This is a genomic window from Dactylosporangium sp. CA-152071, from assembly GCF_050936335.1.
Classification (GTDB): Bacteria; Actinomycetota; Actinomycetes; order Mycobacteriales; family Micromonosporaceae; genus Dactylosporangium; species Dactylosporangium maewongense.
Genome location: NZ_JBNJMZ010000002.1, coordinates 301,899 through 325,366, shown reverse-complemented (window position 1 = coordinate 325,366; position 23,468 = coordinate 301,899). Strand labels below are relative to the sequence as shown.

The window sequence follows — 23,468 nt, the reverse complement described above, 5'->3', positions numbered from 1 at the left end:
GACATCGGCGCCACATCAGGAAACTTGAGCCCCCTCGAATGCCGCCGCACACACCCCCTACGCCGTCCTAGGACGCTAGGATCTAGGTGGTTGTGTCCGGGTGTCGCGTCGTACGGGGGATGAACATGAACTGGAGCCAGCGACTCGGCACCGTCGGTGTGTGGCGTGGCGTCACGCTGCTCGATCCGCCGATGGCCAGGTCCATCGAGGAGCTCGGGTACGGCACCGTCTGGCTCGGCGGCTCCCCCGGCTCCGACCTGCGCCCCGCCGAGGCCCTGCTCGACGGCACCGACTCGGTCGTCATCGCCACCGGCATCGTCAACATCTGGTCGTCCGACGCGGCCGAGCTCGCCGACTCGTTCCACCGCATCCACGCCAGACACCCCGGTCGGCTGCTGCTCGGCATCGGGTCCGGGCACCGCGAGGCCAACCCGGACCGCACCCGCCCGGTCGAGTCGATGGCCCGCTACCTCGACGTCCTCGACGCGCGCGGCGTGCCCGCCGAGCACCGGGTGCTGTCCGCGCTCGGCCCCCGCATGCTCGCCCTGGCCGCCGAGCGCAGCGCCGGCACCCACCCGTACCTCACCGTGCCCACGCAGACCCGGGAGGCCAGGACCGCCCTCGGCCCGGCCGCGCTGGTCGCCCCCGAACAGACCGCCGTGCTGGACCCCGACCCGGCCACCGCCCGCCGCGGCGCCCGCGCCTTCCTCGCCATGTACCTGCAGCGGGTCAACTACACCACCAACATGCTGCGCGCCGGCTTCACCCCCGAGGACCTCGCCGACGGCGGCAGCGACCACCTGATCGACAGCATCGTCGCCCACGGCGACGCCCCCGCCCTGGCCGCCGCCCTACGCGCCCACCTCGACGCCGGCGCCGACCACGTCTGCGTCCAGCTCCAACCCGCCGACACCGACGTCGTCCCCGCCCTCCGCGCCATCGCCCACGCCCTCAACCTCCACCCACCCGGCTCCCCCACCGCCCGTTGATCAAATAGCGGATCCGGTCACCATGACAGCCACATCCGCTACTCGATCAACTCGCCAGGCGTTCGGACAGACGCGCCTTCGCCGCGGGCCAGTCGGTTCGGGGCATCGTGTAGACCAGCAGGCTCGGCTCGCCGCCGACCTGCGGTTCGCGGCCGTTCAGGGTGGCACCGATACGGGTGATCGCCGCTTGGGAGCGGACGTTCTCCGGCCTGATGCGCCAGACGACGGCCGCGTAGCCGAGCGTGTCGAAGGCACAGGTCATCGTCAGGAGCTTCGTCTCGGTGTTCGCCGCGGTACGCCACCACTTCCTGCCGAACCACGTGCCACCGATCTCGATCCGCCCGTCGCCGCGATGCCAGCTGTGCAGGTTCGTGGTGCCGATCGCTGTCCCCTCGTCCCGAGCCACCACGGCGAACGCGACCCGCTTCCCGTCCTCGACGTCCTTGATGCGCCCGCACACGATCTCCCGCAGTTCCGCCTCGGTACGCGGAGTGGGCGCGCTCAGCCACCGCCACACCTCGTCGTCCCGCCCGCCGGCGCCGAACAGCGCGGGCACATGCGACTCGGCAAGCGGCTCAAGACGTACATGGCGGCCTTCAAGAACCATCGAACTGGGAGCCAACGGCATGGCGGCGACGCTACCCAGCACCCGCGCCACGCCGCAGCCCACACCCGCCTTGATCCAGCACTTGCGCCGATGCGTGAGCGGCGACTGTCAGCTCAGCGTTGACGGCACGCACTGAGGGCACCCGCCGAGTCCGGCGTGAGTCGCTCCCGAGGTCGCGCACGGAATCAACCACCACAACATTCACCGCCACCAACCACCAGCGCCGGCCACCCCAGCCGCCGCTACAGCGCAACGGCCGGACACGAGCAGCATCGCCATCAGTTCGGCCGCCGACCGCCAGCTCCACCGACCGCGGGCCGCCGGCCCCGCATACCGCGGGCCACCGGCGCCGGGACGCCAGCGCGCCGCTCCCCGACCGGCACCCGCCGGCCCTTCTGCCGCCGTGCCCGGCCGCCAACCGTCCACCGCCGCGCCGCCGGCGTCCCTGCTACTCGTCCGGGCGGTGGTCGCCGGTGGCGCCGTCGAGGAGCTCGCGCATGACGTCCAGGTGCCCGGTGTGGCGGGCCACCTCCTCGACCATGTGGATGAGGACCCAGCGGAGGGAGACCTTCTCGCCATACCAGGCGGTGCCGGTCGCCTCCACGTCTAAGGAGTCGATGACGGCGTCGCAGGTGGCGCGGGCGCGGGCATAGAAGGCGAGCACGTCGGCGGTGGACTCGCCCGGCTCGACGCGCAGGTCGGCCTCGGGGTCGTCGTCGCGGAAGGGCAGCGGCTCGTGCTCACGGCCGAACGTGTCGCAGAACCAGCCATACTCGACCGCGGCGAGGTGCTTGACCAGGCCGAGCATCGTGCTGCCCGACGGGGTCATCGGGCGGCGCAGCTGCTCGTCGTCGAGGCCGTCGAGCTTCCAGAGCACCACGTCGCGGTGCCGGTTGAGACTGGCATGCAGACTCTGCTTCTCATCGCCGAGATATGGCACTCGAATCGTCACGCCCGCACCGTAACAGCGAGGTACGACACTTCCGACCGAGTTAACCGGTACGGTCGCTGCGTGACGCGGGACGAGCTGATCGCACACTGCATGGCCAAGCCCGGGGCGTGGCAGGACACCCCGTGGGAGGACGACCTCGTCGTCAAGGTCGGGCCGAAGATCTTCGCCTTCCTCGGCAACGGGACGGCCGTGGGCGTGAAGTGCGCGCCGACGCGGGAGGCCGCCGACGAGTGGCTGCGGCGGTTCCCGCAGGACGCGGCCGCTTCGCCGTACATCGGCAAGTCCGGCTGGAACACGCTGACCGTCGGCGGAAACATCCCCGACGAGGAGATCCTCGAGGCGGTCGACGAGTCGTACCGCTGGGTGGTGTCCAAGCTGCCGAAGAAGGACCGGCCGGCGTAGCGACCCGTCCGGGCGGGCGCCGGCTCCGAACCACGTTCATGGATTCGGGGACGGTCGCCGGCCGGTACCGGCTGATCAAGGTCATCGGCACGGGTGGGATGAGCCGCGTGTGGCTCGCCCGCGACGAGCTCCTCGCACGGGACGTCGCGGTCAAGGAGGTCCTGGCGTTGCCGGGGCTGGCGGACCTGTGGGGGCGCACGATCGCGGAGGGCCGGGCCGCGGCGCGGCTGGCGCACCCCAACGTGGTGCGGGTCTACGACGTGCTGTTCACCGGCGGCCGGCCGTGGATCGTCATGGAGTACGTGCCGTCCCGCTCCCTCGAGGAGGTCGTGCGCGCCGGCGGACCCCTCGCACCGGACGTCGCCGCGGGCGTCGGGCTCGCCGTGCTGGACGGGCTCGCCGCGGCGCACCGGGCGGGCGTCCTGCACCGCGACGTGAAACCGCCGAACGTGCTGGTCACCGGCGACGGGCGGGTCCTGCTCGGCGACTTCGGCATCGCGGTGCCGCACGACGAGGTCGACGGGCCGGAGGTGCCGCTGGTCGCGTCGCCCGCCTACGTCGCGCCGGAGCGGGTGCGGGACCGCGTCTCCAGCGTCGAGACGGATCTCTGGTCGCTCGGCGCCACGGTGTACTGGTGTGTCGAGGGCCGGACACCGTACGCGCGCGGGACGACGGCCGAGGTCCTCGACGCCCTGGCCACCGCGCCGCCGGACCCGGTCGAGCGGGCCGGTCCGCTGCGGGAGGTGCTCGAAGGGCTGCTGCGCCGCGACCCGGCCGAGCGGCTCACGGCCGATCAGGCGCGGGCGATGCTGTCGGAGGTCGCCTCGGCACCGGCCCCGGCAGCCCCGTCGACGGCGACGTTGCGGCTGCCCGGTCCGGCGTCGGCGGCGTCGGTACCGGCAGCGCCCGCCGATCCCGAGGCAGGTCCGACGCCGGTACGAGCCGGAACCGCGCACGGGGTGAACGGCAGGGACGCCGACCGGCGGCGGACGGTCGCCCGGATCCTGGTGGCGGCGCTCGGGCTGCTGCTGGTCGGCGGTGGCGTCGCCGGTCTGGTCGCGGCGACCGGCGACGACGGGACTGCCCAGTTCGTGGACCGCGCGCAGGTTGACGCGACGGCCACCGCCGCCACATGCGCGGACGGCGCCACGCCAACTGGCACCGTGCCACCGGACTACCGCTCGAGCTGTTCCGTCCGCTCGCCGGATCCTTCGCGGCCTGACCCGGAGCGCCCCTGAATCGGCCGCGCCGCCGCCCCGGGCACGTTAGCGTTGGAGGGGCTTGGGGGCGAGGCTGCGGGGGTTCACAGGTGCGGAAACCGATCGCGGCCACGTTGCGCCCGCAGTTCACCTGGCTCATCCTCCTGCTGCTGTCCATCGGCGCCGCCCGGCTGCTCGCCGGCCACTACCTCACCGGCGTCCACGACGAGCGGCTGCGGGGCCTCGACGACGCGCGGCAGGCCAACCAGCGGATGCTGCGGGACCTCACCGACATCGACACCGCCGCGCTCAGGTACCAGCTGACCGGCGACCCGGCCTACCTGGAGGCGTTCCGCGCCGGCTCGGCGGACTACCCGGTCGCCCGGTCGGCGGCGCTGCGGGCCGCACCCGACGACCGGACCCGGGTCCTCGTCCGCGACCAGGACCAGGCCGCACAGCGGTGGCTGGCGCAGGTGGCCCTGCCGATCAGCGCCCTGCCCGCCGGCCGCCCCGGCGTCGACGCGGACCGCAGCGCCCGGGGCAAGGACCTGTTCGACGCGATCCTCACGGCGAACACGGCCGTGACCGCCGCGGTCGAGGACACCCAGAAGACCACGACGGCGGCGTACCGCCGAACCGGCCGCGTCCTCGAGGCGGCGCTCGCCCTGCTGTCGCTGGTGCCCGCGCTGATCGCGGTGCGCGTCTACCGCTCCGTCCGCCGGCTGCTCACCCCGCCGCCGAGAACGCCTCGCGACCCCCTCGACGAACCACCCACCATCGCCCCGTTCGGCGAGCCCGCCGTGCATGACCTTGACATGCCGACCGGTGGAGGTCGGATCGCCGGCGCCCTGCCGGACCACGTTCACCGCCTGTGACCCGCCGCGCCGCCACGGACCCGACAGGCACCGCGGCGACCAGGACGAGGACCCGAGCAGCGCTGGACTTGCTACGCATATGCGCATAAGCATATAGTCGCAACAGGAGCGCGTCATGGTCGTGCTCGGAATGACGCTGTATCCGGCGGCGGTCAAGGCAGGTCTGCTGTTCCTCGAGGCGATCAACGTCAGGCTCGCGACAGGCCGAATTGTGATCGCTGACTTCGTGGTTGCCGACACCGACGGCAAGGGCTCGGTGCTCGACGCCGCCCAGGTGGCGCTCATCGCGGAGATCGTCTCGCCGAGCAACGCCAGCAACGACCGGCTGCTGAAGTTGCACTTCTACGCCGCCGCCGGCATCCAGTGGTATCTGCTGGTGGAGCAGGAGCCGCTGCGGCTTCGGCTCCTCCGGCTCGCCGGCGAGCACCACGTGGAACACGTCGCCGTCGGCGGCGACGAGGTGCTTGATGTGCGGGAGCCGTTTCCGTTCAGGATCGACAGCGCGTCACTGCCGCGCTGAAAGCACCTCGCCGCCGTCGGGGTTGCTACTCCGCGTAGGGCTGGTCCTTGCCCTGGGCGCTGTAGGCGAGGCTCCACACGTAGCCGTCCAGGTCGGCGAAGGTGGCGCCGTAGCCGCCCCACTGCAGGGCGGCGGGTGGCTTGAGGATCGTGGCGCCGGCCTTCTCGGCCTCGGCGATGATCTCATCGACCCGGTCCTCGCTGCGGACGATGTACTGGAGGACCATGCCGCTGAAGCCGCTGCCGCCGGCGCTCGTGCCGACCTGGTCGGCGAGGCCCTCGCGGCCGTAGAAGCCGATCAGCGAGCCGCCGTCCTGCTCGAAGAACACGGACACGCCGTAGTTGTGCTTGACGGTCCAGCCGAGGCCCTCGGTGTAGAACCGGGTGGCGCGGTCGAGGTCGCGGACTCCGAGCAGAATGGAGCTGACGTGCGCTTTCATGGGTTGTCTCCCGATCGTCGACGGTGTGCTGTCACAACCGGCCTGGTTCGCCGGTCATCTCCTATGACAGGCCGCGACGGAGGAATGTGACGGATGATCGGGAAAGATTGGGTGAGCGAGCGGTTCGCCGAGCACCAGAGCCGCCTGCACTCGGTGGCGTTCAGGATGCTCGGCTCGTCGGCCGAGGCCGAGGACGCGGTGCAGGAGGCCTGGCTGCGGGTCAGCCGGGCGGACACCGGCCAGGTGGAGAACCCGGCCGGGTGGCTGACGACGGTCGTCGCCAGGGTGTGCCTCAACATGCTGGAGGCCCGCAAGGCCCGGCGCGAGGATCCGGTCGGCGCGCTGCCGCCCGAGCCGGCGACCGCCACGGTGCGACCCGCGGACCCCGAGGGTGAGGCGCTGCTGGCCGACTCGGTCGGGGTGGCGCTCATGGTCGTGCTGGACACGCTGACGCCCGCGGAGCGGCTCGCGTTCGTGCTGCATGACGTGTTCGCCGTGTCGTTCGACGAGATCGGTCCCGTCATCGACCGGTCGCCGGCGGCCTCGCGGCAGCTCGCCAGCCGGGCTCGGCGGCGGGTGCAGGGCGCCGCGGCCGCGTCGGACGCCGCGCAGTCCCGGCGGCGGGAGATCGTCGACGCGTTCCTCGCCGCCTCCCGCAACGGCGACTTCGCCGCGCTGCTCGAGCTGCTGCACCCGGACGCCGTCTCCGGCGACGCCACCGGCGCCCACGCGGTGGCCGCGATCTTCTCCGGACGGGCGCAGGCGGCCCGGCTCGCGCTCGTCGACGGCGTGCCGGCGGCCGTCTGGTCCCACCGCGGCCTGCCGAAGGCCGTCTTCGACTTCACCATCACCGACGGCCGGATCTCCGGCATCGCCATCGTCACCGACCCCGACCGGATCAGCGACCTGGACATCGTCTTTCTGAGCAGGTCCTCCGACGGCGACGCCGGCCAGGAACGGACCTGAGGCGCCACCCGGCAGCACCAGCGGTCACGGTCAGGGGCAGGCCGACTTCGTCGGCTGGGACGTGACCCTGGTGCACGGCGGCGGGGCGGCCGACAGGCGGTTGCCGGCGGCGACGGTGATCCCGGCGAGGGTCAGGACCGAGGCCGCGACGAGCAGGCACGGCGCCAGGAACGTCCGGAGGACGCCTCGGTCGGTCAGCTCTTCGACTTCTGCAAGCGGTTCGAGTAACACGTTGGCAACGATCTCATGCCTGTCAACCGTCCGTGTCGGCCGGGCGTGTGGATCTTCCATAAGGCCGCTGACCGGAGCGAGGCCGGCGACCGCAGCGGGCCCCCGACGGCAGCGAGGCCCCCGACCGCAGCCAGGCCGCCGACCACAGCGAGGCCCCCGACCGCAGCCAGGCCGCCGACCGCAGCAAGGTCGGCGGCCCGGAGGTCAGGGGCGGACGGCGGCCCGCGCGGCGGTCGGGGTGTCGGCGGCGAGGGCGGCCTTGGCGAACTGGACGCACTCGTCGTACGTGTGGGCGGCCAGGGCCTCCCGCACGGCCGGGATGCTGCGCGCCGCCATCGACAGGCTCGTGATGCCGAGACCGACGAGCACCAGGGCGAAGTCGGGGTCGGCGGCCGACTCGCCGCAGACGCCGACGGGTTTGCCGGCTTCACGGCCGGCGGCGGCGCAGGCGGCGATGAGCGAGATGAGCGCCGGCTGCCACGGGTCGAGCAGTTCGGCGAGGTCGCCGCACATGCGGTCGGCGGCGAAGGTGTACTGGCTGAGGTCGTTGGTCCCGATGCTGAGGAAGTCGACGTCGCGCAGGACGGCGCCCGCACGCAGCGCCGCGGCGGGCACCTCGATCATGACGCCGGCGGTGCGCAGCCCGTGCTCGCGGCACGAGACCGCGAACGCGGCGGCCTCCCCCGCCGTGGCGACCATCGGCGCCATGACCCAGACGTCGGCGGACGTGGCCGCGGCGGCCGCGGCGATCGCGGACAGCTGAGTGTCGAGGACGGACGGCATCGTGCGGGCGACCCGCAAGCCGCGGATGCCCAGCGCAGGGTTGGGTTCGTCGGCAAGGCGCAGGAACGGCAGCGGCTTGTCGGCGCCGGCGTCGAGGGTCCGCACGACGACCTTGCGGCCGGGCAGCGCGGCGAACACCTCCTGGTAGGCGGCGACCTGCTCGGCGAACGCGGGCGGCTCGGTGCGGTCGAGGTACAGCAGCTCGGTGCGGAAGAGCCCGACGCCTTCCACGGAGGGGGCAAGGTCGCGAGCCGAGCCGATGTTGGCCAGCAGCGCCACTGGGTGGCCGTCGGACGTCGCGCCCGGGCCGGTGGACGCGGAGCGCCGCGCCAGCAGCTCCCGCTGCGCGTCGTTGACCGCCTGCGCGGACAGTTCCGAGATGCCGGGCGCGACGGCGCCACTGGAGCCGTCGAGGCTCACCAGTACACCATCCGAAATCTCCAGAATGGAACCGCAGCGCACCACGGCGGGGATGCCCAGGGTCCGGGCCAGGATCGCGGTGTGGCTGGTCGGCCCGCCCTCCTCGGTGATCAGACCCAGCACGACGGCCGGGTCGAGGCCGGCGGTGTCCGCGGGCGCCAGGTCGCGGGCGACCAGGATGAACGGGTGGCCGGGCGACGGCACCCCGGGCATCGGCAGCCCCAGGGACGCGGCGACCAGCCGGTCGCGGATGTCGTCGAGGTCGCTGACGCGTTCGGCGAGGTAGCCCCCGGCCGCCTCGAACGCCGCCCGGTGCTCGGCGAGCGCGGCGTCGAACGCGTGCGGTGCGTCCGCGCCGCCGCCGACCGCGGCGTCCACCGCCTCGAGGAGCATCTCGTCGCCGGCCATGAGCACCTGCGCGCGCAGCACCTCGGCGGCGGTGGCGTCGCTCGCCAGGTCGGCGCGGCGGGTCAGGTCCGCGCACACGGCGGCGACGGCGTCGCGGGCCCGCGCGCGTTCCGCGTCGGCGTCGATCACGGCCGGCGCGGGCGGCGGCGGCGGCGGGGCCAGCCGGTGGACCGGCCCCGCGGCGCGTCCGGGGCTGACGCCGATGCCCTGCAGCTCACCCATCTTCGGCGTCCAGGTCGCGCTCCAGGAGGTCCGCCAGGGCGTCGACGGCGGCCTGCGCACCGTCGCCGTCGGCCTCCAGGGTCACCTCGGTGCCCTTCTTCGCCCCGAGCGACAGCACGGAGAGCATGCTGCGCGCCGGGACGGCCTTCTTCTCGCCGGTACGGATGGTGACCGGCACGGGCTGTTTGGCGGCCGCGGCGACGAACAGCGCGGCGGGGCGCGCGTGCAGGCCGCTGGCGGAGCCGACGAGGACGGTCCGGGTGGGCATCAAGCACCTCCTACGGTTCGATGGTGACCTTGATCGCCTCGCCGCGGGCCACGATGCCGAAGGCGTCGAGTGCGTCGGCGAGGGGCAGGCGGTGGGTGATGAGGTCGGCGACGGGCACGGCACCGGAGGCGATGAGCCGCAGCGCCTCCTTGTTGTGCTCTGGGCTGGAGCCGTTGGCGCCGACGATCGTGAGCTCCCGGTAGTGCACGACGTTGGAATCGACGGAGACGACCGGCTTGTCCTTCGGCAGGCCGCCGAAGAAGCTGATCCTGCCCTGCCGGGCGGTCATCTGCAGCGCCTGCTCCTGGGCGGCACCGGACGCGGCGGCGGTGATGACGACGTCGGCGCCGCGGCCCTCGGTGAGCTTCATGACGGCGTCGACCACGTCGGTCTCGGCGCCGCAGATCGCCGCGTCGGGGCGGACGAGGTCGGCGGCGAGGTCGAGGCGCTCCCGGTTGAGGTCGACCAGGAAGACCCGCTTGGCGCCGCGCGCCCGGGCGAGCCGGACGTGCAGGCAGCCGATCGGGCCGGAGCCGACGACGACCACGTCGTCGCCGTCGCCGACGCGGGCGAGGTTCTGGCCGTTGAGGACGCAGGCGAGCGGTTCGGCGACGGAGGCCTCGGCGTAGCTGACGCCGTCGGGGATGCGGTTGAGGCCGTCGACGTCGAGCACGTTGCGCGGCACCACCATGTACTCGGCGAAGCCGCCGTCGAAGTGGTACCCCATCGACACCTGGTTGGAGCAGACGGTCATGTGGCCGCGCGTGCACTCGCCGCAGCGACCGCACGGGATCGCCGCGATGACCTGGACGCGGTCGCCGGCCTGCCACCCGGTGACGTCGGCGCCGACCTCGACGACCTCGCCGGCGATCTCGTGGCCCATGACCCGCGGCGGCACGATGTGGTGGTGTCCATGGTTGTAGATCTTCACATCGGTGCCGCATGTTGAGCAGGCCCGGACGCGGATCTTCACGTCGGCGGGGCCCGGGGTGGGCTCCGGCGCGTCCTCGATGCGGACGTCGCCAGGGGCATGGAATGTCAGGACTTTCACTGGTTTTCCTTTGTAAGAAGGCGTTGTACGAAGCCGGCATCCGTCGCGTCCCGCAGCGCTTCGGCTTGATCGGGGTCCATGAGCACCTCGGCCAGGGACGCCAGGATGTCGACGTGGCCGTCCCCGGCGGCGGCGATGGCGACGCAGACGCGCACGTCGTTGCCGTCCCAGTCGACGCCGTCGGGGAAGCGCAGCACCGCCAGGGCGTCGCGGCGCACGTTCTCCTTGCTGTTCAGCGTGCCGTGCGGGATGGCGACGCCCTCGCCGATGTACGTGGAGACGCTCCGCTCACGGGCGAGCATGGCGTCGACGTACTGCTCGCCGACGGCGCCGACCTCGACGAGCACCGCGCCGCAGCGACGGATCGCCTCGTCCCGCGATCCGGCCCGCTCGTGGAGCCGGATCGCGTCGCTGGTCAGCAGGCCGGCCGGCTGGTCGGCATGGTCGGCCAGCCGGCTAGCGTGTCGGGTCGACTGGTCAGCGTGTTGGGTCGGCTGGTCAGCCACTGAGCTCACCGCCGCGCTGGACGGCATTGACCACCTTCGTCACCGCCGGGTCGCCGATGAACACCTGGATGGGCACGATCACCTTGTCGGGGGCGCTGACCCGGGCCCGGGCGGCGAGGCCCGCGTGGCAGATGACCACGTCGGCGTCGGCCGGGATCTGGTTCACCGGGGTGTGCTCGACGGTGACGGCGCTCTTCGACAGCTGCCGGCGCAGGGTGCTGGCGAGCATGACGCTGCTGCCCATGCCGGCGTCGCACGCGACGACGACCTTCTTGATCGCGGTGCCGTTGATGGTGGGCATGCGCTAAACCTCCTGGCGGGCCGTGGTCGTGGTGCGTGCGGGTCCTTCTTCGACGACCGCGGCGTCCGCGGCGGCGGCCGTGTCGTCGTCGACCCCGTCGGCGGGCGGTTCGCCCCGGCCGAAGCCCATCAGGACGGAGGCCACGGCGAAGGTGACGGCGGCGGAGATGACGATGCCGAGCAGGACCGCGACGTAGCCGCCCTTCGGCGTGACCGCCATGTAGGCGAAGATGCTGCCGGGTGCGGGGGTGGCGACGAGCCCGGCACCGGTGACCATGAAGGTGCCGACGCCCGCGGCGCCACCGGCGATCATGGCGAGGATCAGCTTCGGCTTCATCAGCACGTACGGGAAGTAGATCTCGTGGATGCCGCCGAGGAACTGCACGATGATCGCGGCCGGGACGCTGGGCCGCAGGGCGCGGGGGCCGAAGAGCATGAACGCGAGCAGCAGGCCGAGGCCCGGGCCGGGGTTCGACTCGATCATGAACAGGATCGACTTGCCCTTGTCGGCGGCCTCGGCGACGCCGAGCGGGCCGAGCACGCCGTGGTTGATGGCGTTGTTGAGGAACAGCACCTTCGCCGGCTCGACCAGCACCGACGTAAGCGGCAGCAGGTCCTTGTCGACGAGCCAGTCCACGCCGGAGCCGGCACGCTTGGTGAGCCACTCGACGACCGGGCCGATGCCGTACACGCCGCCGATGGCCATCGCGCCGCCGATGATGCCGGCGCTGAAGTTGTCGACCAGCATCTCGAAGCCGGGCCGGATCCGGTTCTCCACCAGGCCGTCGAAGAGCTTCAGCAGGTACGCCGTCAGCGGGCCGATGAGCATCGCGCCGAGGAACATCGGGACGTCGGCGCCGATGACGAGGCCCATGGTGGCGACCGCGCCGACGACCGCGCCGCGCTGCCCGTGGACGAGCCGGCCGCCGGTGTAGCCGATGAGCACGGGCAGCAGCACGCTGATCATCGGGCCGACGAGCCCGGCGAGCTTCTCGTTGGGCAGCCAGCCGGTCGGGATGAACAGTGCCGTGATCAGCCCCCAGGCGATGAACGCGCCGATGTTGGGCATGACCATGGCGGCCAGGTAGCCGCCCACGCGTTGCACGGAGGCCTTGAAGCCACCGCCTTGGACCTGCGGGGTGTAGGTCGACACGGGGTTCTCCTTCAGGAGGGCGGGCCGGAGCGCAGCAGGGGGCGGAGCTGGTCCGGTTGGGGGTGGATGGTGACGTTGTGGCGGATCAGGTCGGCGGGGCCGGGCATCCGGCTGCCGGGGAGGCTGACCGCGGCGGCGCCCCAGGCGAGGCCTTCGGCGAGCGCGGCGGCGCCGCGGGCACCGGCGGCGAGGAACCCGGCGAGCAGGGCGTCGCCGGCGCCGACGGTGCTGCGCGGGCGTGTGACGGGGCAGGTGCCGGTGACGACCCCGTCGGCGTCGACGAGGACGGCACCGTCGGCGCCGAGGCTGGCGACGACAGCGTCCGCGCCCCACGCGCGCAGCTGCTGGCAGGCCTCGACCACGTCGCCGAGGGCGGCGAGGGGCGCGCCGACGACCTCGGCGAGCTCGTCGCGGTTGGGTTTGAGCAGGGTCGCCCCGGCCGAGGCGGCCTCGCGCAGGGCGGGACCGCTGGTGTCGACGGCGACGCGGATGCCGGCGGACCGCAGCCGGCGGCACAGCTGGGCGTACGCGTCGGCCGGCAGGCCCGGGGGGACGCTGCCGCACAGCACGACCCAGTCGGCGCTGCCGGCACGGGTCAGGACGCGGTCGGTGATCTCGTCGAACTCGGCGCGGAACATCGCCGGGCCGGGCTCGTTGACCTTGGTGACGGTGCCGTCGGGCTCGGCGAGGGTGATGTTGGACCTGGTCCTGCCGGTGATCGGGACGGCGAGGACCTCGACGCCTTCCGCCTTCAGCAGTCGCACGAGCTGCCCGCCCTCGTCGCCGCCGCACGGCAGCACCGCGACGGACGGCACGCCGTTGGCGAGCAGCGCCCGGGAGACGTTGACGCCCTTGCCGCCGGGGTCGAGGTGGGCGGCGGTGGCACGGATGACCTCGCCGCGGGTGAGCGCGTCGACCTCGACGGCCCGGTCGAGGCTCGGGTTGAGCGTGACGGTGACGATCATGCCCGGGTCACCCTCACGCCGGCGGCCTCCAGGTCGCCGACGAGGTCGTTGTCGGCGACGGTGTCGGTGATGAGCAGGTCCAGGTCGGCGAGCTCGCCGAACCGGGCCAGGTAGTCGTTGCCGAGCTTGGTGTGGTCGGCGAGCAGGACGGTGCGCCGGGCGGCCCGGATCATCGCCCGCTTGACGGCCGCCTCGGCCGGGTCGGGCGTGGTGAGGCCGCGCTCGACGGAGATGCCGTTCGTGCCGAGGAACGCCACGTCCACGTAGAGGTCCGCGAGGGGCCGCAGCGACCAGTCGTCGACGGTGGCGAGGGTCTTGCCGCGGACCCGGCCGCCGAGCAGCAGCACGTTGAGGTTGGCGCGGACCCCGAGGGTGGTGGCGATGACCGGCGAGTTGACCACGACGGTCAGCTCCCGGTCGGCGGGCAGCAGCCGCGCCAGGCGGGCGGTGGTGGTGCCGGCGTCGAGGATGATGGCGCCCTCGTCGGGCACCTCGGCGAGCGCGACCTTGGCGATGCGCTCCTTCTCCTCGATGAGGACCGCGTCGCGCGTCGCCAGGGCGGGCTCGAACCCGATCCGCTCGACCGGGATCGCCCCGCCGTGCACCCGGCGCAGGACGCCGGCCCGCTCCAGCATGGTGAGGTCGCGGCGGATCGTCTCGGTCGTGACGTTGAGCTCGTCGGCCAGGCCGGCGACCTCGACCCGGCCCTGCGCGCGGGCGATCCGGAGGATCTCCTGCTGCCGTTCTTCGGCGTACATCGTGTTGTTTCACCGCCGTTTCGTTTTGCTTGTGCTTTGTTTACGCCCGCTTGTGTTGGAAGTCAAGAGTGGGCCCACAACGAACCAGATGACGAGCACCATCGACACCTGACCCATGCCGTTCTTCAGCGCGGCGGTGCGCGCCGGGTCGCCGATCCACCAGATCCCAACCGCGAGTAATGCGCAGGTCACGGCCCATGCGATGGCCGCGAGGCCGAACAAACGCCACTCGTGCGCCCGCCGGTTGGCCGGCTTCTCGGGCTCGGGTCCACCGGCGAACCGGTGCGCGAACCGCACGTCCGCCCAGCGCACCACGGTGTGCGCGAACGCGAGGGAGAACCCGAGGTACAGCGCGGCGAGCGCGTGCGTCGAGCCGGCGGTCGCGCCGTTGTGCAGGTCGACCGCGCAGGCGACCAGCAGCGCGAGATCCACCAGCGGCACGCCCGCCAGCACGACGGCGCCGGCGGTGGGGCGGCGCAACGGGTACCGCAGCAGCAGCCCCAGACCGAGCACGATCCAGAACGCGATCTCACAACCGATGATGAATCCGATGACCATGCTCCTGAGCGTTCCGCTAGTCAGCCGCGATGGCATCGGTCTTGAGACGGCCCAGGGCCTACATCCTTCGTCGCATACCGCCGGCGCCGCTTGTTTGATGGAATCGAGGCATGCGGGGACGGATGGTGGACGTGGTGCTGGCCTTGGTCGGGCTGGCCGTCGGCGTCCTCATGTTCGCCACCGGGCAGTATCAGGCGCGGTTCGGCGTCTGGTGGCTCGTGCCGCCCCTCGTCGTGTGCTGCGGGGCCGTCCTGCTGCGCCGCACCGCTCCGGTCGCGTCGGTCCTCGTCGGCACCGCCGCGGTCACCGCCGACGTGATCGTCGGGCCGTCCCTGGCGACCCCGCTGGTCTACACGCAGGTCCTCTACGACGCCTGCGTGCACGGCCGGCAGTCCCTCGCCCGCGCGCTGCTCGCCTGCTCCGTCGCCGGCTCCGTGATCACCGCCGTCGTCGCCCTGGTCGTGTTCCGCGACGTGCGGGCGCTCGGCCTCGCCGTGCTCCTCGCCCTGGTCACCGTCGTGCCCGTGCTCACCGGCACGCACGTGCGCCACCACCGGGAGCAGGCGTTCGTCGCGCGGCAGCTGGTGCGCCTCACCGAGCTCGACCGGACCAACGCCGTCGCCGCCGAGCGCGCCCGCATGGCCCGCGAGCTGCACGACGTCATCGCCAACCACCTCAGCGCCGTCGCCATCCACGCCACGGCGGCGCTCAGCACCGACCTCGGCCCCGACCGCACCCGCGAGGCGCTGCGCGTCATCCGGGAGAACAGCGTCAGCGGCCTGGCCGAGATGCGCCAGCTGGTCGGGTTCCTCCGCGACCCCGCGGGCGGGTCGGCGGCCGAGGACGTCACGGCAGGCCTGGCCGACCTGGAGGACCTCGCCGGGAGGGCACGGCGTTCCGGATTGGCCGTTGCGGTGTCTGTACGTGGCGAGCCGGCTGCCCTGCCGACCTCGGTGGACCTGGCCGCCTACCGCATCGTGCAGGAGTCCCTGACCAACGCCCTCAAGCACGGCTCCGGCGGCCCGGTGTCCGTGTCGGTCGCCTACCTGCCGTCCACGGTCGACATCACGGTGGCCTCCCCTTCGGCCGCTCCGGCCGGCAAGCCCGACGGCCGCCCCGCCGCGGACGCCGACGCGGCCGGCGCCGGGGCGGGCGTCATCGGCATGCGCGAGCGCGCCGAGCTGCTCGGCGGCTCCCTGTCCGCAGGCCCGCACGCCGGCGGCTGGCTCGTCTCCGCCCGCCTCCCCCGCACGGTGAACGCATGACCCGCCCAGTGCACCGCCCTGAGTCGTCCCGGCAGCGGACGCACGGCGCAGGTGACGCCACGAGCAGTCCGGAGCACCGCCCTGGATCGGCCCGGCAGCAAACGCACGGCACAGGTTTCGCCATGAGCAGTTCGGAGCGCCGTCCTGGATCGGCTCGGCAGTGGGCGCACGACGCGGGTCTCGCCGCGAGCTGCTCGGAGCACTTCCTGGATCGGTTCGGCAACGGACACATGGGCGCCGGTGACGCCGTGAGCCGCCCAGCACCGGACGGGACCGGCGCCCATCGAGAGCACCGCGCCGAGCCGGTCCGGGCCCGAACCTCGGCCGAGGTGATGCCATGACCAGGCACGGCCGCTCACCGGCAGCGCGGCGACGACAGGGCTCTGCGGTCATTCGGTCGTGGGTTCTCTCAGGCAGCCCGGAATCGCCGCACGTCCGGCTCGGATCACCGCGGCCGAGCGGTCACGTGGCGTCGACAGCGCGTCAGGCCGGCCCGGCACCGGAACCCCGCAGAGACGCCGCAACGACCGATCCGGAGCGCACCGGGCGCTCGTGTGGGATCGGCAGCGCTTCGGACCATCACAACACCGAAACGCAACCAAACCAACGACAGCACAACGTTGGGGCAGGCATGCGGCGTCGACAGTGCGTCGGGGCTGCCCGGTGTCGGAGCGTGGCCGAGGTGGTGGCGTGACCACGCGGGTGCTCGTGGCCGATGATCAGGGTGCGGTCCGGGCCGGGCTTGTGCTCATCCTCGGGTCCGCTCCTGATCTCGACGTCGTCGGGGAGGCGGTCGACGGGCGGCAGGCGGTGGAGATGGCCGCGGCGCTGCGGCCCGATGTCGTGGTCCTCGACGTGCGCATGCCGCGGCTCGACGGCATCGCCGCGACGCGTGAGATCGTTGCGCTCGGGGTTTCTGGCGTGCTGATTCTGACCACGTTCGACCTTGACGAGTACGTCTTCGGCGCGCTGCGGGCCGGGGCCGCCGGGTTCCTGCTCAAGGATGCCGAGGCCGCCGACCTGCTTGCCGCGGTCCGGGCCGTGGCGCGGGGTGACGGCGTCATGGCGCCGGCCGTCACGCGCCGCGTCATCGCCACGTTCGCCGGGCCGCCCGCGCCGCCGGTCGACCCATCGGGGCTCACCGACCGGGAGCGTGATGTGCTGCGCTGCCTCGGCGACGGGCTGTCCAACGCCGAGATCGGCAGCCGCCTCGGGATCGCCGAAGCCACCGCGAAGACCCACGTCAGTCGGGTCCTGGCCAAGCTCGGCCTGCGCAGCCGCGTCCAGGCCGCCATCGCCGCCCAGGGCCTCCCCATGACCTGAACCACGTCCGACCGACGATCCCACCACCGCGGCCGGCCGTCCGGTCGCGGTGGACAGGCGGCCCCGCGCCCCGCAACAGCCGGCGCCGGGCCGTTCGGATCGGGCTGGTTCGGCCGACGTCCCGCCGACCAGCGACGGCAACTCCACCGAGCTGCCGAGTCCGGCCACCGCGGCGCCGCATGTGCTGCCCGCCCGGCAACAAGCGGACGTGGGGTGCATGCGCTGCCCGCCCAGCGACAGCGGACGTGGGGTGGAAGACGACCGCCTCCACGACGCCGCTCGGCGGCGACCGCGACCGCTCGCCTTCGGCGTCCTCGTCCAGGAGCCGGTCGTCCTCAGACCACGACCTCCGTCGCGCGCGAGCTGGGTCAGGTCAGCTCGCCGGGCAGCAGGCTGTAGATGAGGCTGTCCCGGCGGCCGCCGCGGAAGGGCATGTGGGAGCGCAGCAGACCCTCGAGGGAGAACCCGCACCGGGTCGCGACCCGCTGCGACGCCGTGTTGTCGGGCCCGCACGTCAGCTCCAGCCGGGCGATCCTCAGCTCCGCGAACGCCCACCCGGCCAGCAGCCGGACCGCCTGCGTCGCGGCGCCACGGCCGCGGCCGGCGGGCGCGAGCCAGTAGCCGATCGCCGCGCTCCCCCGCGTCGGCCGCACCTCGTGCAGCGAAACCTCGCCGAGCAGCACGCGTTCGTCGCCCGGCTCGACCACCGCCAGGCTGAGCGCGTCACCGTTCGATCGCGCCCATTCCTGCCCGGCCAGGTGCTCCCGCGCCTCGGGCTCCGTGAACGGCTCGTCCCGCCAGGAGAACCGCCGCATCACCGGATCCTCGAACGCCCGCACCACCCCAGGCACGTCCTCGGCACGCCAGGCCCGCAGCCGCACGACATCCCCGGCGAGCGCGGGCGCGGGGAGCTGGAGTTCTGCCATGACGGGATCCTCCCCGAACCGACGCGGCGGCGCCGTGCGGGATCAGTCGCGAGGCTTCGCGTGGCGGGCGAGCTGCGCGGTGGCCCGTTCCTGGCCCTGTGCCTGCGGCGGCACCGCCACGAACGGTGGCACCGACGGTGCCGGGGCGGACGCGCCGGCGGAGCCTGCCCGGTGCAGCTTGTGCCAGCGGAGCCGGGCGCCGGTGAGGGCCGTGCCGAGAGACTGCAGCAGCACGAGGTACATGAGCTGGCGGTACACGATCTGCTGCAGCGGCAGGACCCACAGGACGCGGAGCTTCTCCTTGTCGAGGCGGAAGGCGACGACTGCGGTGAGGACCTGCAGGGCGAACATGACGAGCCAGGCGCCGGTGGTGGCCTTCCAGCCGGAGAAGCACAGGCCGTACACGAGCAGGATGTCGATGAGCGGGGCCAGCAGCGGGAGCGCGATGCCGAAGAACGCGATGAAGGGCAGGCCGATCCGGCCGAACCGGCCCGAGGGTCCGCGGTCCACCAGCGAGCGGCGGTGCTTCCACATCGCCTGCATGGTGCCGTAGCTCCAACGGTAGCGTTGCAGCCACAGCTGACGGAGGGTGGCGGGGGCCTCGGTCCAGGCGCGGGCGCGCTCCTCGTAGACGACGCGCCAGCCGGTGCGGCACAACGCCATGGTGGCGTCGGTGTCCTCGGCCAGGGTGTCGTGGCTGATCCCGCCGATGTCCTGCAGCGCCTCGCGGCGGAACGCGCCGATCGCGCCCGGGATGGTGGGCATGCAGCGCAGGATGTCGTACAGGCGGCGGTCCAGGTTGAACCCGATGACGTACTCGATGTGCTGCCACCGGGCCACGATCGAACGGCGGTTGCCGACCTTGACGTTGCCGGCGACCGCGCCGACCGAAGGGTCGGCGAACGGCTGCACCAGGTGCCGGATCGCGTCCGGTTCGAAGACGGTGTCGCCGTCGACCATGACGATCAGGTCGTGCTGCGCCATGGCCACGCCGACGTTGAGGGCGTTGGGCTTGCCACCGTTGGGGATCCGGACCACCCTGACGTTGGGGATCCGCAGCGCCTCCACCAGCGATGCCGTGTCGTCGGTCGAGCCGTCGTCGACGACGACCACCTCGATCCCGCCGGGATGGTCGCCGCCCGCCAGGGACCGCACCGCCGCCTCGATCCCCTCCTTCTCGTTGTAGGCCGGCACGATCACCGAGACCGGCAGCTGCACCGGTGGGCCCCACCGCCACGACGCGGCCCGCCGCCGCCGCGCGTGCCGGCCCGCGAGCAGGAACAGCGCCACGGTGCGGGCGATCGTCAGCAGCCCGGCGGCAAGGAACAGCACGCGGAGGGTGGCCGTCACCCAGTCCGCCAGCACGACGGCCGTGGCCAGGGCGAAGGCGCGCCGCTGGTCGACCGCGCCCGCCGGCGCCTCGACGACCGCCTGCCCGGCGAGCGTGCGGGCCAGACCCTGCGAGACGGTGGTGAAGGTGTAGCCGCGCCGCTGCATCAGGGGGATGAACTTGTCCAGCGCCGCGACGGTCTGCGCGCGGTCGCCGCCACCGTCGTGCATGGGCACGATCGCGCCCGAGTCGCCGGGTGGGATCGCGCCGGCGACGATCGCGTCGACGCCGGGCGTGCTCCAGTCGCGGCTGTCCACGTCGGCCATGATCGTCAGGTAGCCGAGCCCGCCGGCCTCCCGGATCAGCGGCCACTCGGTGTTGTCGATGGCGCTGGGGCTGGAGGAGTACGGCAGCCGCAGCAGCGCCGACTTGATGCCGGTGGCGTGGACGACGGCGAGCTGGGTCTGCGAGTACTCCAGCTCCCGCTGCCACCGTGGCAGGCGTTCGAGCTGCGGGTGCGTGAAGGTGTGGATGCCGATCTCGTCGCCGTCCCGGGCCAGCTCGCTGACGATGTCCGAGTGCCGGAGCACCTGGGAGCCGACGACGAAGAACGTGGCGTTGACGTGGTGCCGGCGCAGCACCTCCACGATCCGCGGCGTCCACTCCGGGTCCGGGCCGTCGTCGAAGATGAGGGCGATGGTGCGGTCCGGCAGCCGGTAGGAGCGCACCGTGCCGTTGCGGGTGTCGATGATCGGGCCGCCATGGATGACCTCGGCCGGGACCTTGGTGTGCTGCCCAGGTCTCGCGGTGTGGTCGGGGTGGAACTCGGCGTTGGCGTAGGCCTCGGCCAGCAGCGCGCCGACCAGCACGATGAACGCGACCAGACCGAAGATCAGGCGACTGAACGACACCCGCTTCCGCACACGGGTCACGCCGGGCCCACACCGATGACCACGGCGATGCCAAGGGTGGAGGTCGGTGAGGCGCTCGGCCGCGGCGTGGTCGACGTGGTCGGCGCCGTCGATGCGGTCGGCGTGCCCGACGCGGTCGGCGGTGAGGCGGAGGGTGCCCCGCTCGTCGTCGCCCCGGACGGTGGGGCGCTGGACACGGAGCCGCTCGGCCGGACGGACGCGCTCGCCGAGGCGGGCGCGGAGCTGCTGCGGGCGGTCCCGGCGCCGGTGGGCCGCTTGACGGGCTGGCCGGGCGCGGGCGTGCTCTTCCTGACCGGCGGCGTCGCGGACGCGGATGGTCCCGGCGCCGGGAACGACAGCAGGTCCAGCGGGCCGGTGAGCAGGAACGCGGCGACCAGTACCAGGGCCGCGTAGACCAGTGCCGCCACGCCGCCCAGGTGGAAGAAGAGTCGGATCCGCCGTCCACGTCGGCCCGTGGAATCTACGAAGACAGGTGCTGAAACGTCAGCGGTGGTGGTGACGTCGGCCGGGGCATTCGCGGACACCGCGCCAGCATAGGAGCGGCCGGCCGTCGAAATCGCAGGAAGAACGGCCCCGGCGAACGGCATCGCCGAATCTCCCATCCCGCTCACCCGGCGATTCCCGCGGTCTCACCCGGGCGGTACCACGGCGCCGGCGCCGGACTCACCCAGCGACGGGAGTCTGCCCGCCGAGCTTGACATGTGACCTCTGGGTCACATAACTTCGAGTAGTGGATGACGACGACCGCGTCTTCAAGGCCCTCGCGGACCCGAGTCGACGGTTCCTGCTTGACCTGCTCTTTGAGCGTGACGGCCGCACGCTGACGGAGCTGGAGTCGGAGCTGGAGATGTCACGCTTCGGGGTCATGAAGCACTTGAAGGTGCTCGAAGAGGCGGACCTGGTCGTGACCCGCCGGATGGGGAGGGAGAAGTTGCACTTCCTCAACCCGATCCCGATCCGCCAGGTGCACGACCGGTGGATCGACAAGTACACCGAGCACCACGTGACTGCACTGCTGGAGCTGAAGACCGACCTCGAAGGGGACGACGAACCATGAGCAGCACGCAGGTATACAAGGTCTACATCAAGGCGAGCCCGCAGAAGATCTGGGACGCGATCACCACGCCGGAGTGGACGTCGCGGTACGGGTACCGCGGCGCCAACCACATGGAGCTGCGCCCGGGCGGTGCGTTCCGGGGGATGTCGAACGAGGGCATGATCGCCGCGGGTGCGCCGGAGCTCGGCGTCGACGGCGAGATCGTCGAGGTGGAAGCGCCGTTCCGGCTCGTGCAGACGTGGAGGATGCTGATGGACCCGAACCACGTGCCGGAGGGCTTCACCCGCCTCACGTACGAGCTGAAGGAAGGCAAGGACGGCGTCACCTCGCTGACCGTCACGCACGAGATCGGCGACGAGGCGGGTCTGGCGGAGATGCTCGCCGGCGAGCTGGAGGACGTGGGCGCGGGCGGCGGCTGGCCGTGGATCCTCAGCGACCTGAAGTCGCTGCTGGAGACCGGCGTCGCCATGACGGACTGACACCGCGACGGCCGGTGCCACGGGGGCGCCGGCCGTCACCACAGGCCCATGCCAGCCAGGCTCAGCGCCACTCCTCCAGGTGCGCGGCGATGAACTCGCCCATCGAGGTCGGGCGTCGTCCGGTGATGCGTTCGACGTCGGGCGACAGCGGGGCGAAGCCGCCCGCCCGGACGCGGTCGTAGAGGTCGGCGAGGATGTCCCGCAGCCACGGGTCCAGGCCCTCGAGGCCCTGCTCGGCCGGCGGGTCGTCGGCGCGGACGGCCACGCCGAGGTGTGCGGACAGTTCGGCCGCGACCGCCCGTACCGGCAACGCGGCGGGACCGGTGATCGTGTACTCCCGCCCGTGATGGTCGAGCGGCGACAGCAGGACGGCGACGGCGACCGCCGCGATGTCCCGCGCGTCGACCCAGGCGATCGGCGCGCCGCCGGACGGCAGCCGGAACACCCGGCCGGCGCGGATGTCGTCGCGGTAGAAGCGCGGGTCGGTCAGGACCTGGTGGAACCAGGACGGCCGCAGCACGGTCCAGCCGGCGGCGCGGCCGGTGACGGCGTCCTCGACCCGCCGGGCCCAGTGTCCGGCGGCCAGCGAGCCGGCGCCCTGCTCCGACAGCAGCACGACATGGGCGGCCGGGTTGAGGTCGATGAGCCCGGCCACGTGCTCGGGCGCCTCCGGCACGTCCGGCCGCATCAGGTACACCGCGTCCACGTCCTTCACGGCGTCCGGCCAGGTGCCCGGATCGCCCCAGGAGAACGGGACCGCCGCGCCCGGCTGCGACGACCCTTCCCGGACGACCAGCCCGGGCCGCCGCCGCAGCCGGGCGACCACCTCCCGCCCGGTCTTGCCCCTGGCGCCGGTCACCAGCACCGTGCGGCTCATCGCGCCCCCTCCAGCCGTGCCAGGTGCCACTCCCGTGCTGCCACGCCCATGCCTGCCTCCGACGTAGATACTTGATGCAATCAAGCATCATCGTAAGCACGAGAACTTGAGGCAATCAAGCTTTTTGGTAGACTGATCCCGTGGCCGTTCCGTCGGGCCCGGTGACCGCGTCGACCGACGCCGAGCGGGCGATGTTCCAGTTCGTCGACGCGTATGACCGCGCCTACGAGACCGCCGCGACGAAGCACGGCCTGAGCGTGGCGCAGGCCTGCGTCCTCGGCCGGCTCGCCGACCCCCGCGGCATGCGTGAGCTGGCCGACGAGCTCGGCTGCGACGCGTCGAACGTCACCCAGATCATCGCCCGCCTCGAGGGCCGCGCGCTCGTCCAGCGCCGGACCCACCCGAGCGACCGCCGCTCCCGGCAGATCGTCCGGACCCCTGACGGCGACGCGCTCTACGCCGGCTTCGAGGAGTCGTTCGCCTTCGCCCGCGCGGCGATCGCCAACCTGAGCCCCGAGGAGCAGGACCGCCTCACCGCCCTGCTCCGCAAGGCCCTCGGCACCACGGACTGAAGGAGTCATCCTACGTATCTGGCAGCGGGAAGCCGTAGATCACGGATAGTCTCGGACGAAGTAGAGACCAGGCGGGCATTGACGAAGACAGACGTCCAATGTTAACTGCTTGTCACACGAGACTCGACGGCGCGA

The 23,468-nt window shown here is 72.6% G+C and carries 28 protein-coding genes; 12 read left to right on the top strand and 16 right to left on the bottom strand.

Going from position 1 to position 23,468, the window contains the following annotated elements; all coding sequences use genetic code 11:
* The first annotated feature begins 119 nt into the window (after positions 1-119).
* On the top strand, positions 120-989 hold the full coding sequence (locus ACQEVZ_RS41570) for a TIGR03620 family F420-dependent LLM class oxidoreductase (protein ID WP_433377963.1): 870 nt from the start codon (positions 120-122) through the stop codon (positions 987-989).
* A gap of 46 nt (positions 990-1,035) precedes the next feature.
* Here the strand turns inward: ACQEVZ_RS41570 and ACQEVZ_RS41565 are convergent, their stop codons facing one another.
* On the bottom strand, positions 1,036-1,647 hold the full coding sequence (locus tag ACQEVZ_RS41565; RefSeq protein WP_433377960.1) for a GNAT family N-acetyltransferase: 612 nt from the start codon (positions 1,645-1,647) through the stop codon (positions 1,036-1,038).
* 397 nt (positions 1,648-2,044) lie between these two features.
* Positions 2,045-2,548, bottom strand: coding sequence for a DinB family protein (locus tag ACQEVZ_RS41560; RefSeq protein ID WP_344507699.1), 504 nt, complete (start codon positions 2,546-2,548; stop codon positions 2,045-2,047).
* A gap of 60 nt (positions 2,549-2,608) precedes the next feature.
* Here ACQEVZ_RS41560 and ACQEVZ_RS41555 point away from each other — a divergent pair, with 60 nt between their 5' ends.
* From ACQEVZ_RS41555 to ACQEVZ_RS41540, 4 genes are all read left to right on the top strand, one after another.
* A complete protein-coding gene (locus tag ACQEVZ_RS41555; protein WP_433377957.1) occupies positions 2,609-2,950 on the top strand; it encodes an MmcQ/YjbR family DNA-binding protein in 342 nt (113 codons plus the stop codon).
* A 38-nt stretch (positions 2,951-2,988) separates the two neighbouring features.
* Positions 2,989-4,188, top strand: a complete 1,200-nt coding sequence (locus tag ACQEVZ_RS41550) for a serine/threonine-protein kinase (protein WP_433377954.1) — start codon at positions 2,989-2,991, stop codon at positions 4,186-4,188.
* Between the two features lie 71 nt (positions 4,189-4,259).
* Positions 4,260-5,024: a CHASE3 domain-containing protein gene (locus ACQEVZ_RS41545; protein WP_433377951.1), complete on the top strand. Its 765-nt coding sequence runs from the start codon at positions 4,260-4,262 to the stop codon at positions 5,022-5,024.
* Between the two features lie 115 nt (positions 5,025-5,139).
* A complete protein-coding gene (locus ACQEVZ_RS41540; RefSeq protein ID WP_433377948.1) occupies positions 5,140-5,544 on the top strand; it encodes a Uma2 family endonuclease in 405 nt (134 codons plus the stop codon).
* 25 nt (positions 5,545-5,569) lie between these two features.
* Here the strand turns inward: ACQEVZ_RS41540 and ACQEVZ_RS41535 are convergent, their stop codons facing one another.
* Positions 5,570-5,983 carry a VOC family protein gene (locus ACQEVZ_RS41535; RefSeq protein WP_433377945.1) on the bottom strand — a complete coding sequence of 138 codons (414 nt, stop codon included), beginning with the start codon at positions 5,981-5,983 and terminating at the stop codon, positions 5,570-5,572.
* A 93-nt stretch (positions 5,984-6,076) separates the two neighbouring features.
* On the opposite strand from ACQEVZ_RS41535, the gene ACQEVZ_RS41530 reads away from it, so the two are divergent.
* On the top strand, positions 6,077-6,949 hold the full coding sequence (locus ACQEVZ_RS41530) for a sigma-70 family RNA polymerase sigma factor (protein ID WP_433377942.1): 873 nt from the start codon (positions 6,077-6,079) through the stop codon (positions 6,947-6,949).
* Between the two features lie 30 nt (positions 6,950-6,979).
* Here ACQEVZ_RS41530 and ACQEVZ_RS41525 read toward each other — a convergent pair whose 3' ends face one another.
* The 10 genes from ACQEVZ_RS41525 to ACQEVZ_RS41480 form a co-directional block, all read right to left on the bottom strand.
* Positions 6,980-7,180 carry a hypothetical protein gene (locus ACQEVZ_RS41525; RefSeq protein WP_344507688.1) on the bottom strand — a complete coding sequence of 67 codons (201 nt, stop codon included), beginning with the start codon at positions 7,178-7,180 and terminating at the stop codon, positions 6,980-6,982.
* A 204-nt stretch (positions 7,181-7,384) separates the two neighbouring features.
* A complete protein-coding gene (ptsP, locus tag ACQEVZ_RS41520) occupies positions 7,385-9,013 on the bottom strand; it encodes a phosphoenolpyruvate--protein phosphotransferase (RefSeq protein ID WP_433377939.1) in 1,629 nt (542 codons plus the stop codon).
* On the bottom strand, positions 9,006-9,281 hold the full coding sequence (locus tag ACQEVZ_RS41515) for an HPr family phosphocarrier protein (RefSeq protein WP_344507684.1): 276 nt from the start codon (positions 9,279-9,281) through the stop codon (positions 9,006-9,008). Before ACQEVZ_RS41515 ends, ptsP begins: the two co-directional genes overlap by 8 nt.
* 10 nt (positions 9,282-9,291) lie before the next feature.
* Positions 9,292-10,332 carry a zinc-dependent dehydrogenase gene (locus ACQEVZ_RS41510; protein ID WP_363395960.1) on the bottom strand — a complete coding sequence of 347 codons (1,041 nt, stop codon included), beginning with the start codon at positions 10,330-10,332 and terminating at the stop codon, positions 9,292-9,294.
* Positions 10,329-10,754, bottom strand: coding sequence for a PTS sugar transporter subunit IIA (locus ACQEVZ_RS41505; protein WP_433386029.1), 426 nt, complete (start codon positions 10,752-10,754; stop codon positions 10,329-10,331). Before ACQEVZ_RS41505 ends, ACQEVZ_RS41510 begins: the two co-directional genes overlap by 4 nt.
* 76 nt (positions 10,755-10,830) lie before the next feature.
* The gene (locus ACQEVZ_RS41500) at positions 10,831-11,139 is read right to left on the bottom strand and encodes a PTS lactose transporter subunit IIB (protein WP_360560557.1); all 309 of its coding nucleotides are present in this window, start codon (positions 11,137-11,139) and stop codon (positions 10,831-10,833) included.
* Between the two features lie 3 nt (positions 11,140-11,142).
* Positions 11,143-12,291 carry a mannitol-specific PTS transporter subunit IIC gene (gene mtlA / locus ACQEVZ_RS41495; RefSeq protein ID WP_433377934.1) on the bottom strand — a complete coding sequence of 383 codons (1,149 nt, stop codon included), beginning with the start codon at positions 12,289-12,291 and terminating at the stop codon, positions 11,143-11,145.
* Between the two features lie 11 nt (positions 12,292-12,302).
* A complete protein-coding gene (gene pfkB / locus ACQEVZ_RS41490) occupies positions 12,303-13,256 on the bottom strand; it encodes a 1-phosphofructokinase (RefSeq protein WP_433377931.1) in 954 nt (317 codons plus the stop codon).
* Positions 13,253-14,014 (bottom strand): DeoR/GlpR family DNA-binding transcription regulator, encoded by a 762-nt coding sequence (locus ACQEVZ_RS41485; RefSeq protein ID WP_363395972.1) that lies wholly within the window; start codon positions 14,012-14,014, stop codon positions 13,253-13,255. Before ACQEVZ_RS41485 ends, pfkB begins: the two co-directional genes overlap by 4 nt.
* 9 nt (positions 14,015-14,023) lie before the next feature.
* Positions 14,024-14,608, bottom strand: coding sequence for a hypothetical protein (locus ACQEVZ_RS41480; RefSeq protein WP_433377928.1), 585 nt, complete (start codon positions 14,606-14,608; stop codon positions 14,024-14,026).
* A gap of 74 nt (positions 14,609-14,682) precedes the next feature.
* Between ACQEVZ_RS41480 and ACQEVZ_RS41475 the strand changes: the two genes are divergently transcribed.
* Both ACQEVZ_RS41475 and ACQEVZ_RS41470 read left to right on the top strand, forming a co-directional pair.
* Positions 14,683-15,837: a sensor histidine kinase gene (locus ACQEVZ_RS41475; RefSeq protein WP_433377925.1), complete on the top strand. Its 1,155-nt coding sequence runs from the start codon at positions 14,683-14,685 to the stop codon at positions 15,835-15,837.
* A gap of 690 nt (positions 15,838-16,527) precedes the next feature.
* A complete protein-coding gene (locus tag ACQEVZ_RS41470) occupies positions 16,528-17,160 on the top strand; it encodes a response regulator transcription factor (protein WP_344507669.1) in 633 nt (210 codons plus the stop codon).
* 368 nt (positions 17,161-17,528) lie between these two features.
* Here the strand turns inward: ACQEVZ_RS41470 and ACQEVZ_RS41465 are convergent, their stop codons facing one another.
* Together ACQEVZ_RS41465 and ACQEVZ_RS41460 are read right to left on the bottom strand one after the other, a co-directional pair.
* Entirely contained in the window at positions 17,529-18,086 is a 558-nt protein-coding gene (locus tag ACQEVZ_RS41465; RefSeq protein WP_354890425.1) for a GNAT family N-acetyltransferase, read from the bottom strand.
* A 42-nt stretch (positions 18,087-18,128) separates the two neighbouring features.
* Entirely contained in the window at positions 18,129-20,348 is a 2,220-nt protein-coding gene (locus tag ACQEVZ_RS41460; protein WP_433377921.1) for a bifunctional polysaccharide deacetylase/glycosyltransferase family 2 protein, read from the bottom strand.
* Between the two features lie 27 nt (positions 20,349-20,375).
* On the opposite strand from ACQEVZ_RS41460, the gene ACQEVZ_RS41455 reads away from it, so the two are divergent.
* The 3 genes from ACQEVZ_RS41455 to ACQEVZ_RS41445 all read left to right on the top strand — a co-directional run bounded on the left by ACQEVZ_RS41455 (position 20,376) and on the right by ACQEVZ_RS41445 (position 21,884).
* On the top strand, positions 20,376-20,741 hold the full coding sequence (locus tag ACQEVZ_RS41455; RefSeq protein ID WP_433377918.1) for a hypothetical protein: 366 nt from the start codon (positions 20,376-20,378) through the stop codon (positions 20,739-20,741).
* Between the two features lie 337 nt (positions 20,742-21,078).
* Positions 21,079-21,405, top strand: coding sequence for an ArsR/SmtB family transcription factor (locus tag ACQEVZ_RS41450; RefSeq protein WP_344507661.1), 327 nt, complete (start codon positions 21,079-21,081; stop codon positions 21,403-21,405).
* Positions 21,402-21,884: an SRPBCC domain-containing protein gene (locus ACQEVZ_RS41445; RefSeq protein ID WP_344507659.1), complete on the top strand. Its 483-nt coding sequence runs from the start codon at positions 21,402-21,404 to the stop codon at positions 21,882-21,884. Before ACQEVZ_RS41450 ends, ACQEVZ_RS41445 begins: the two co-directional genes overlap by 4 nt.
* A 61-nt stretch (positions 21,885-21,945) precedes the next feature.
* Here the strand turns inward: ACQEVZ_RS41445 and ACQEVZ_RS41440 are convergent, their stop codons facing one another.
* Positions 21,946-22,761 carry a hypothetical protein gene (locus ACQEVZ_RS41440; protein WP_433377913.1) on the bottom strand — a complete coding sequence of 272 codons (816 nt, stop codon included), beginning with the start codon at positions 22,759-22,761 and terminating at the stop codon, positions 21,946-21,948.
* Positions 22,762-22,901: 140 nt separating this feature from the next.
* Here ACQEVZ_RS41440 and ACQEVZ_RS41435 point away from each other — a divergent pair, with 140 nt between their 5' ends.
* Entirely contained in the window at positions 22,902-23,333 is a 432-nt protein-coding gene (locus tag ACQEVZ_RS41435; RefSeq protein ID WP_344507655.1) for a MarR family winged helix-turn-helix transcriptional regulator, read from the top strand.
* Positions 23,334-23,468: the final 135 nt, after the last annotated feature.

What these genes read in the sequence shown, in the direction of transcription:
- ACQEVZ_RS41570 (WP_433377963.1), top strand. Translation starts at nt 120, where the DNA reads ATGAACATGAACTGGAGCCAGCGACTCGGCACCGTCGGTGTGTGGCGT.
- ACQEVZ_RS41550 (WP_433377954.1), top strand. Translation starts at nt 2,989, where the DNA reads ATGGATTCGGGGACGGTCGCCGGCCGGTACCGGCTGATCAAGGTCATC.
- ACQEVZ_RS41540 (WP_433377948.1), top strand. Translation starts at nt 5,140, where the DNA reads ATGGTCGTGCTCGGAATGACGCTGTATCCGGCGGCGGTCAAGGCAGGT.
- ACQEVZ_RS41535 (WP_433377945.1), bottom strand. Translation starts at nt 5,983, where the DNA reads ATGAAAGCGCACGTCAGCTCCATTCTGCTCGGAGTCCGCGACCTCGAC.
- ACQEVZ_RS41530 (WP_433377942.1), top strand. Translation starts at nt 6,077, where the DNA reads ATGATCGGGAAAGATTGGGTGAGCGAGCGGTTCGCCGAGCACCAGAGC.
- ptsP (WP_433377939.1), bottom strand. Translation starts at nt 9,013, where the DNA reads ATGGGTGAGCTGCAGGGCATCGGCGTCAGCCCCGGACGCGCCGCGGGG.
- ACQEVZ_RS41515 (WP_344507684.1), bottom strand. Translation starts at nt 9,281, where the DNA reads ATGCCCACCCGGACCGTCCTCGTCGGCTCCGCCAGCGGCCTGCACGCG.
- ACQEVZ_RS41500 (WP_360560557.1), bottom strand. Translation starts at nt 11,139, where the DNA reads ATGCCCACCATCAACGGCACCGCGATCAAGAAGGTCGTCGTCGCGTGC.
- pfkB (WP_433377931.1), bottom strand. Translation starts at nt 13,256, where the DNA reads ATGATCGTCACCGTCACGCTCAACCCGAGCCTCGACCGGGCCGTCGAG.
- ACQEVZ_RS41485 (WP_363395972.1), bottom strand. Translation starts at nt 14,014, where the DNA reads ATGTACGCCGAAGAACGGCAGCAGGAGATCCTCCGGATCGCCCGCGCG.
- ACQEVZ_RS41480 (WP_433377928.1), bottom strand. Translation starts at nt 14,608, where the DNA reads ATGCCATCGCGGCTGACTAGCGGAACGCTCAGGAGCATGGTCATCGGA.
- ACQEVZ_RS41475 (WP_433377925.1), top strand. Translation starts at nt 14,683, where the DNA reads ATGCGGGGACGGATGGTGGACGTGGTGCTGGCCTTGGTCGGGCTGGCC.
- ACQEVZ_RS41465 (WP_354890425.1), bottom strand. Translation starts at nt 18,086, where the DNA reads ATGGCAGAACTCCAGCTCCCCGCGCCCGCGCTCGCCGGGGATGTCGTG.
- ACQEVZ_RS41455 (WP_433377918.1), top strand. Translation starts at nt 20,376, where the DNA reads ATGCCAAGGGTGGAGGTCGGTGAGGCGCTCGGCCGCGGCGTGGTCGAC.
- ACQEVZ_RS41445 (WP_344507659.1), top strand. Translation starts at nt 21,402, where the DNA reads ATGAGCAGCACGCAGGTATACAAGGTCTACATCAAGGCGAGCCCGCAG.
- ACQEVZ_RS41440 (WP_433377913.1), bottom strand. Translation starts at nt 22,761, where the DNA reads ATGAGCCGCACGGTGCTGGTGACCGGCGCCAGGGGCAAGACCGGGCGG.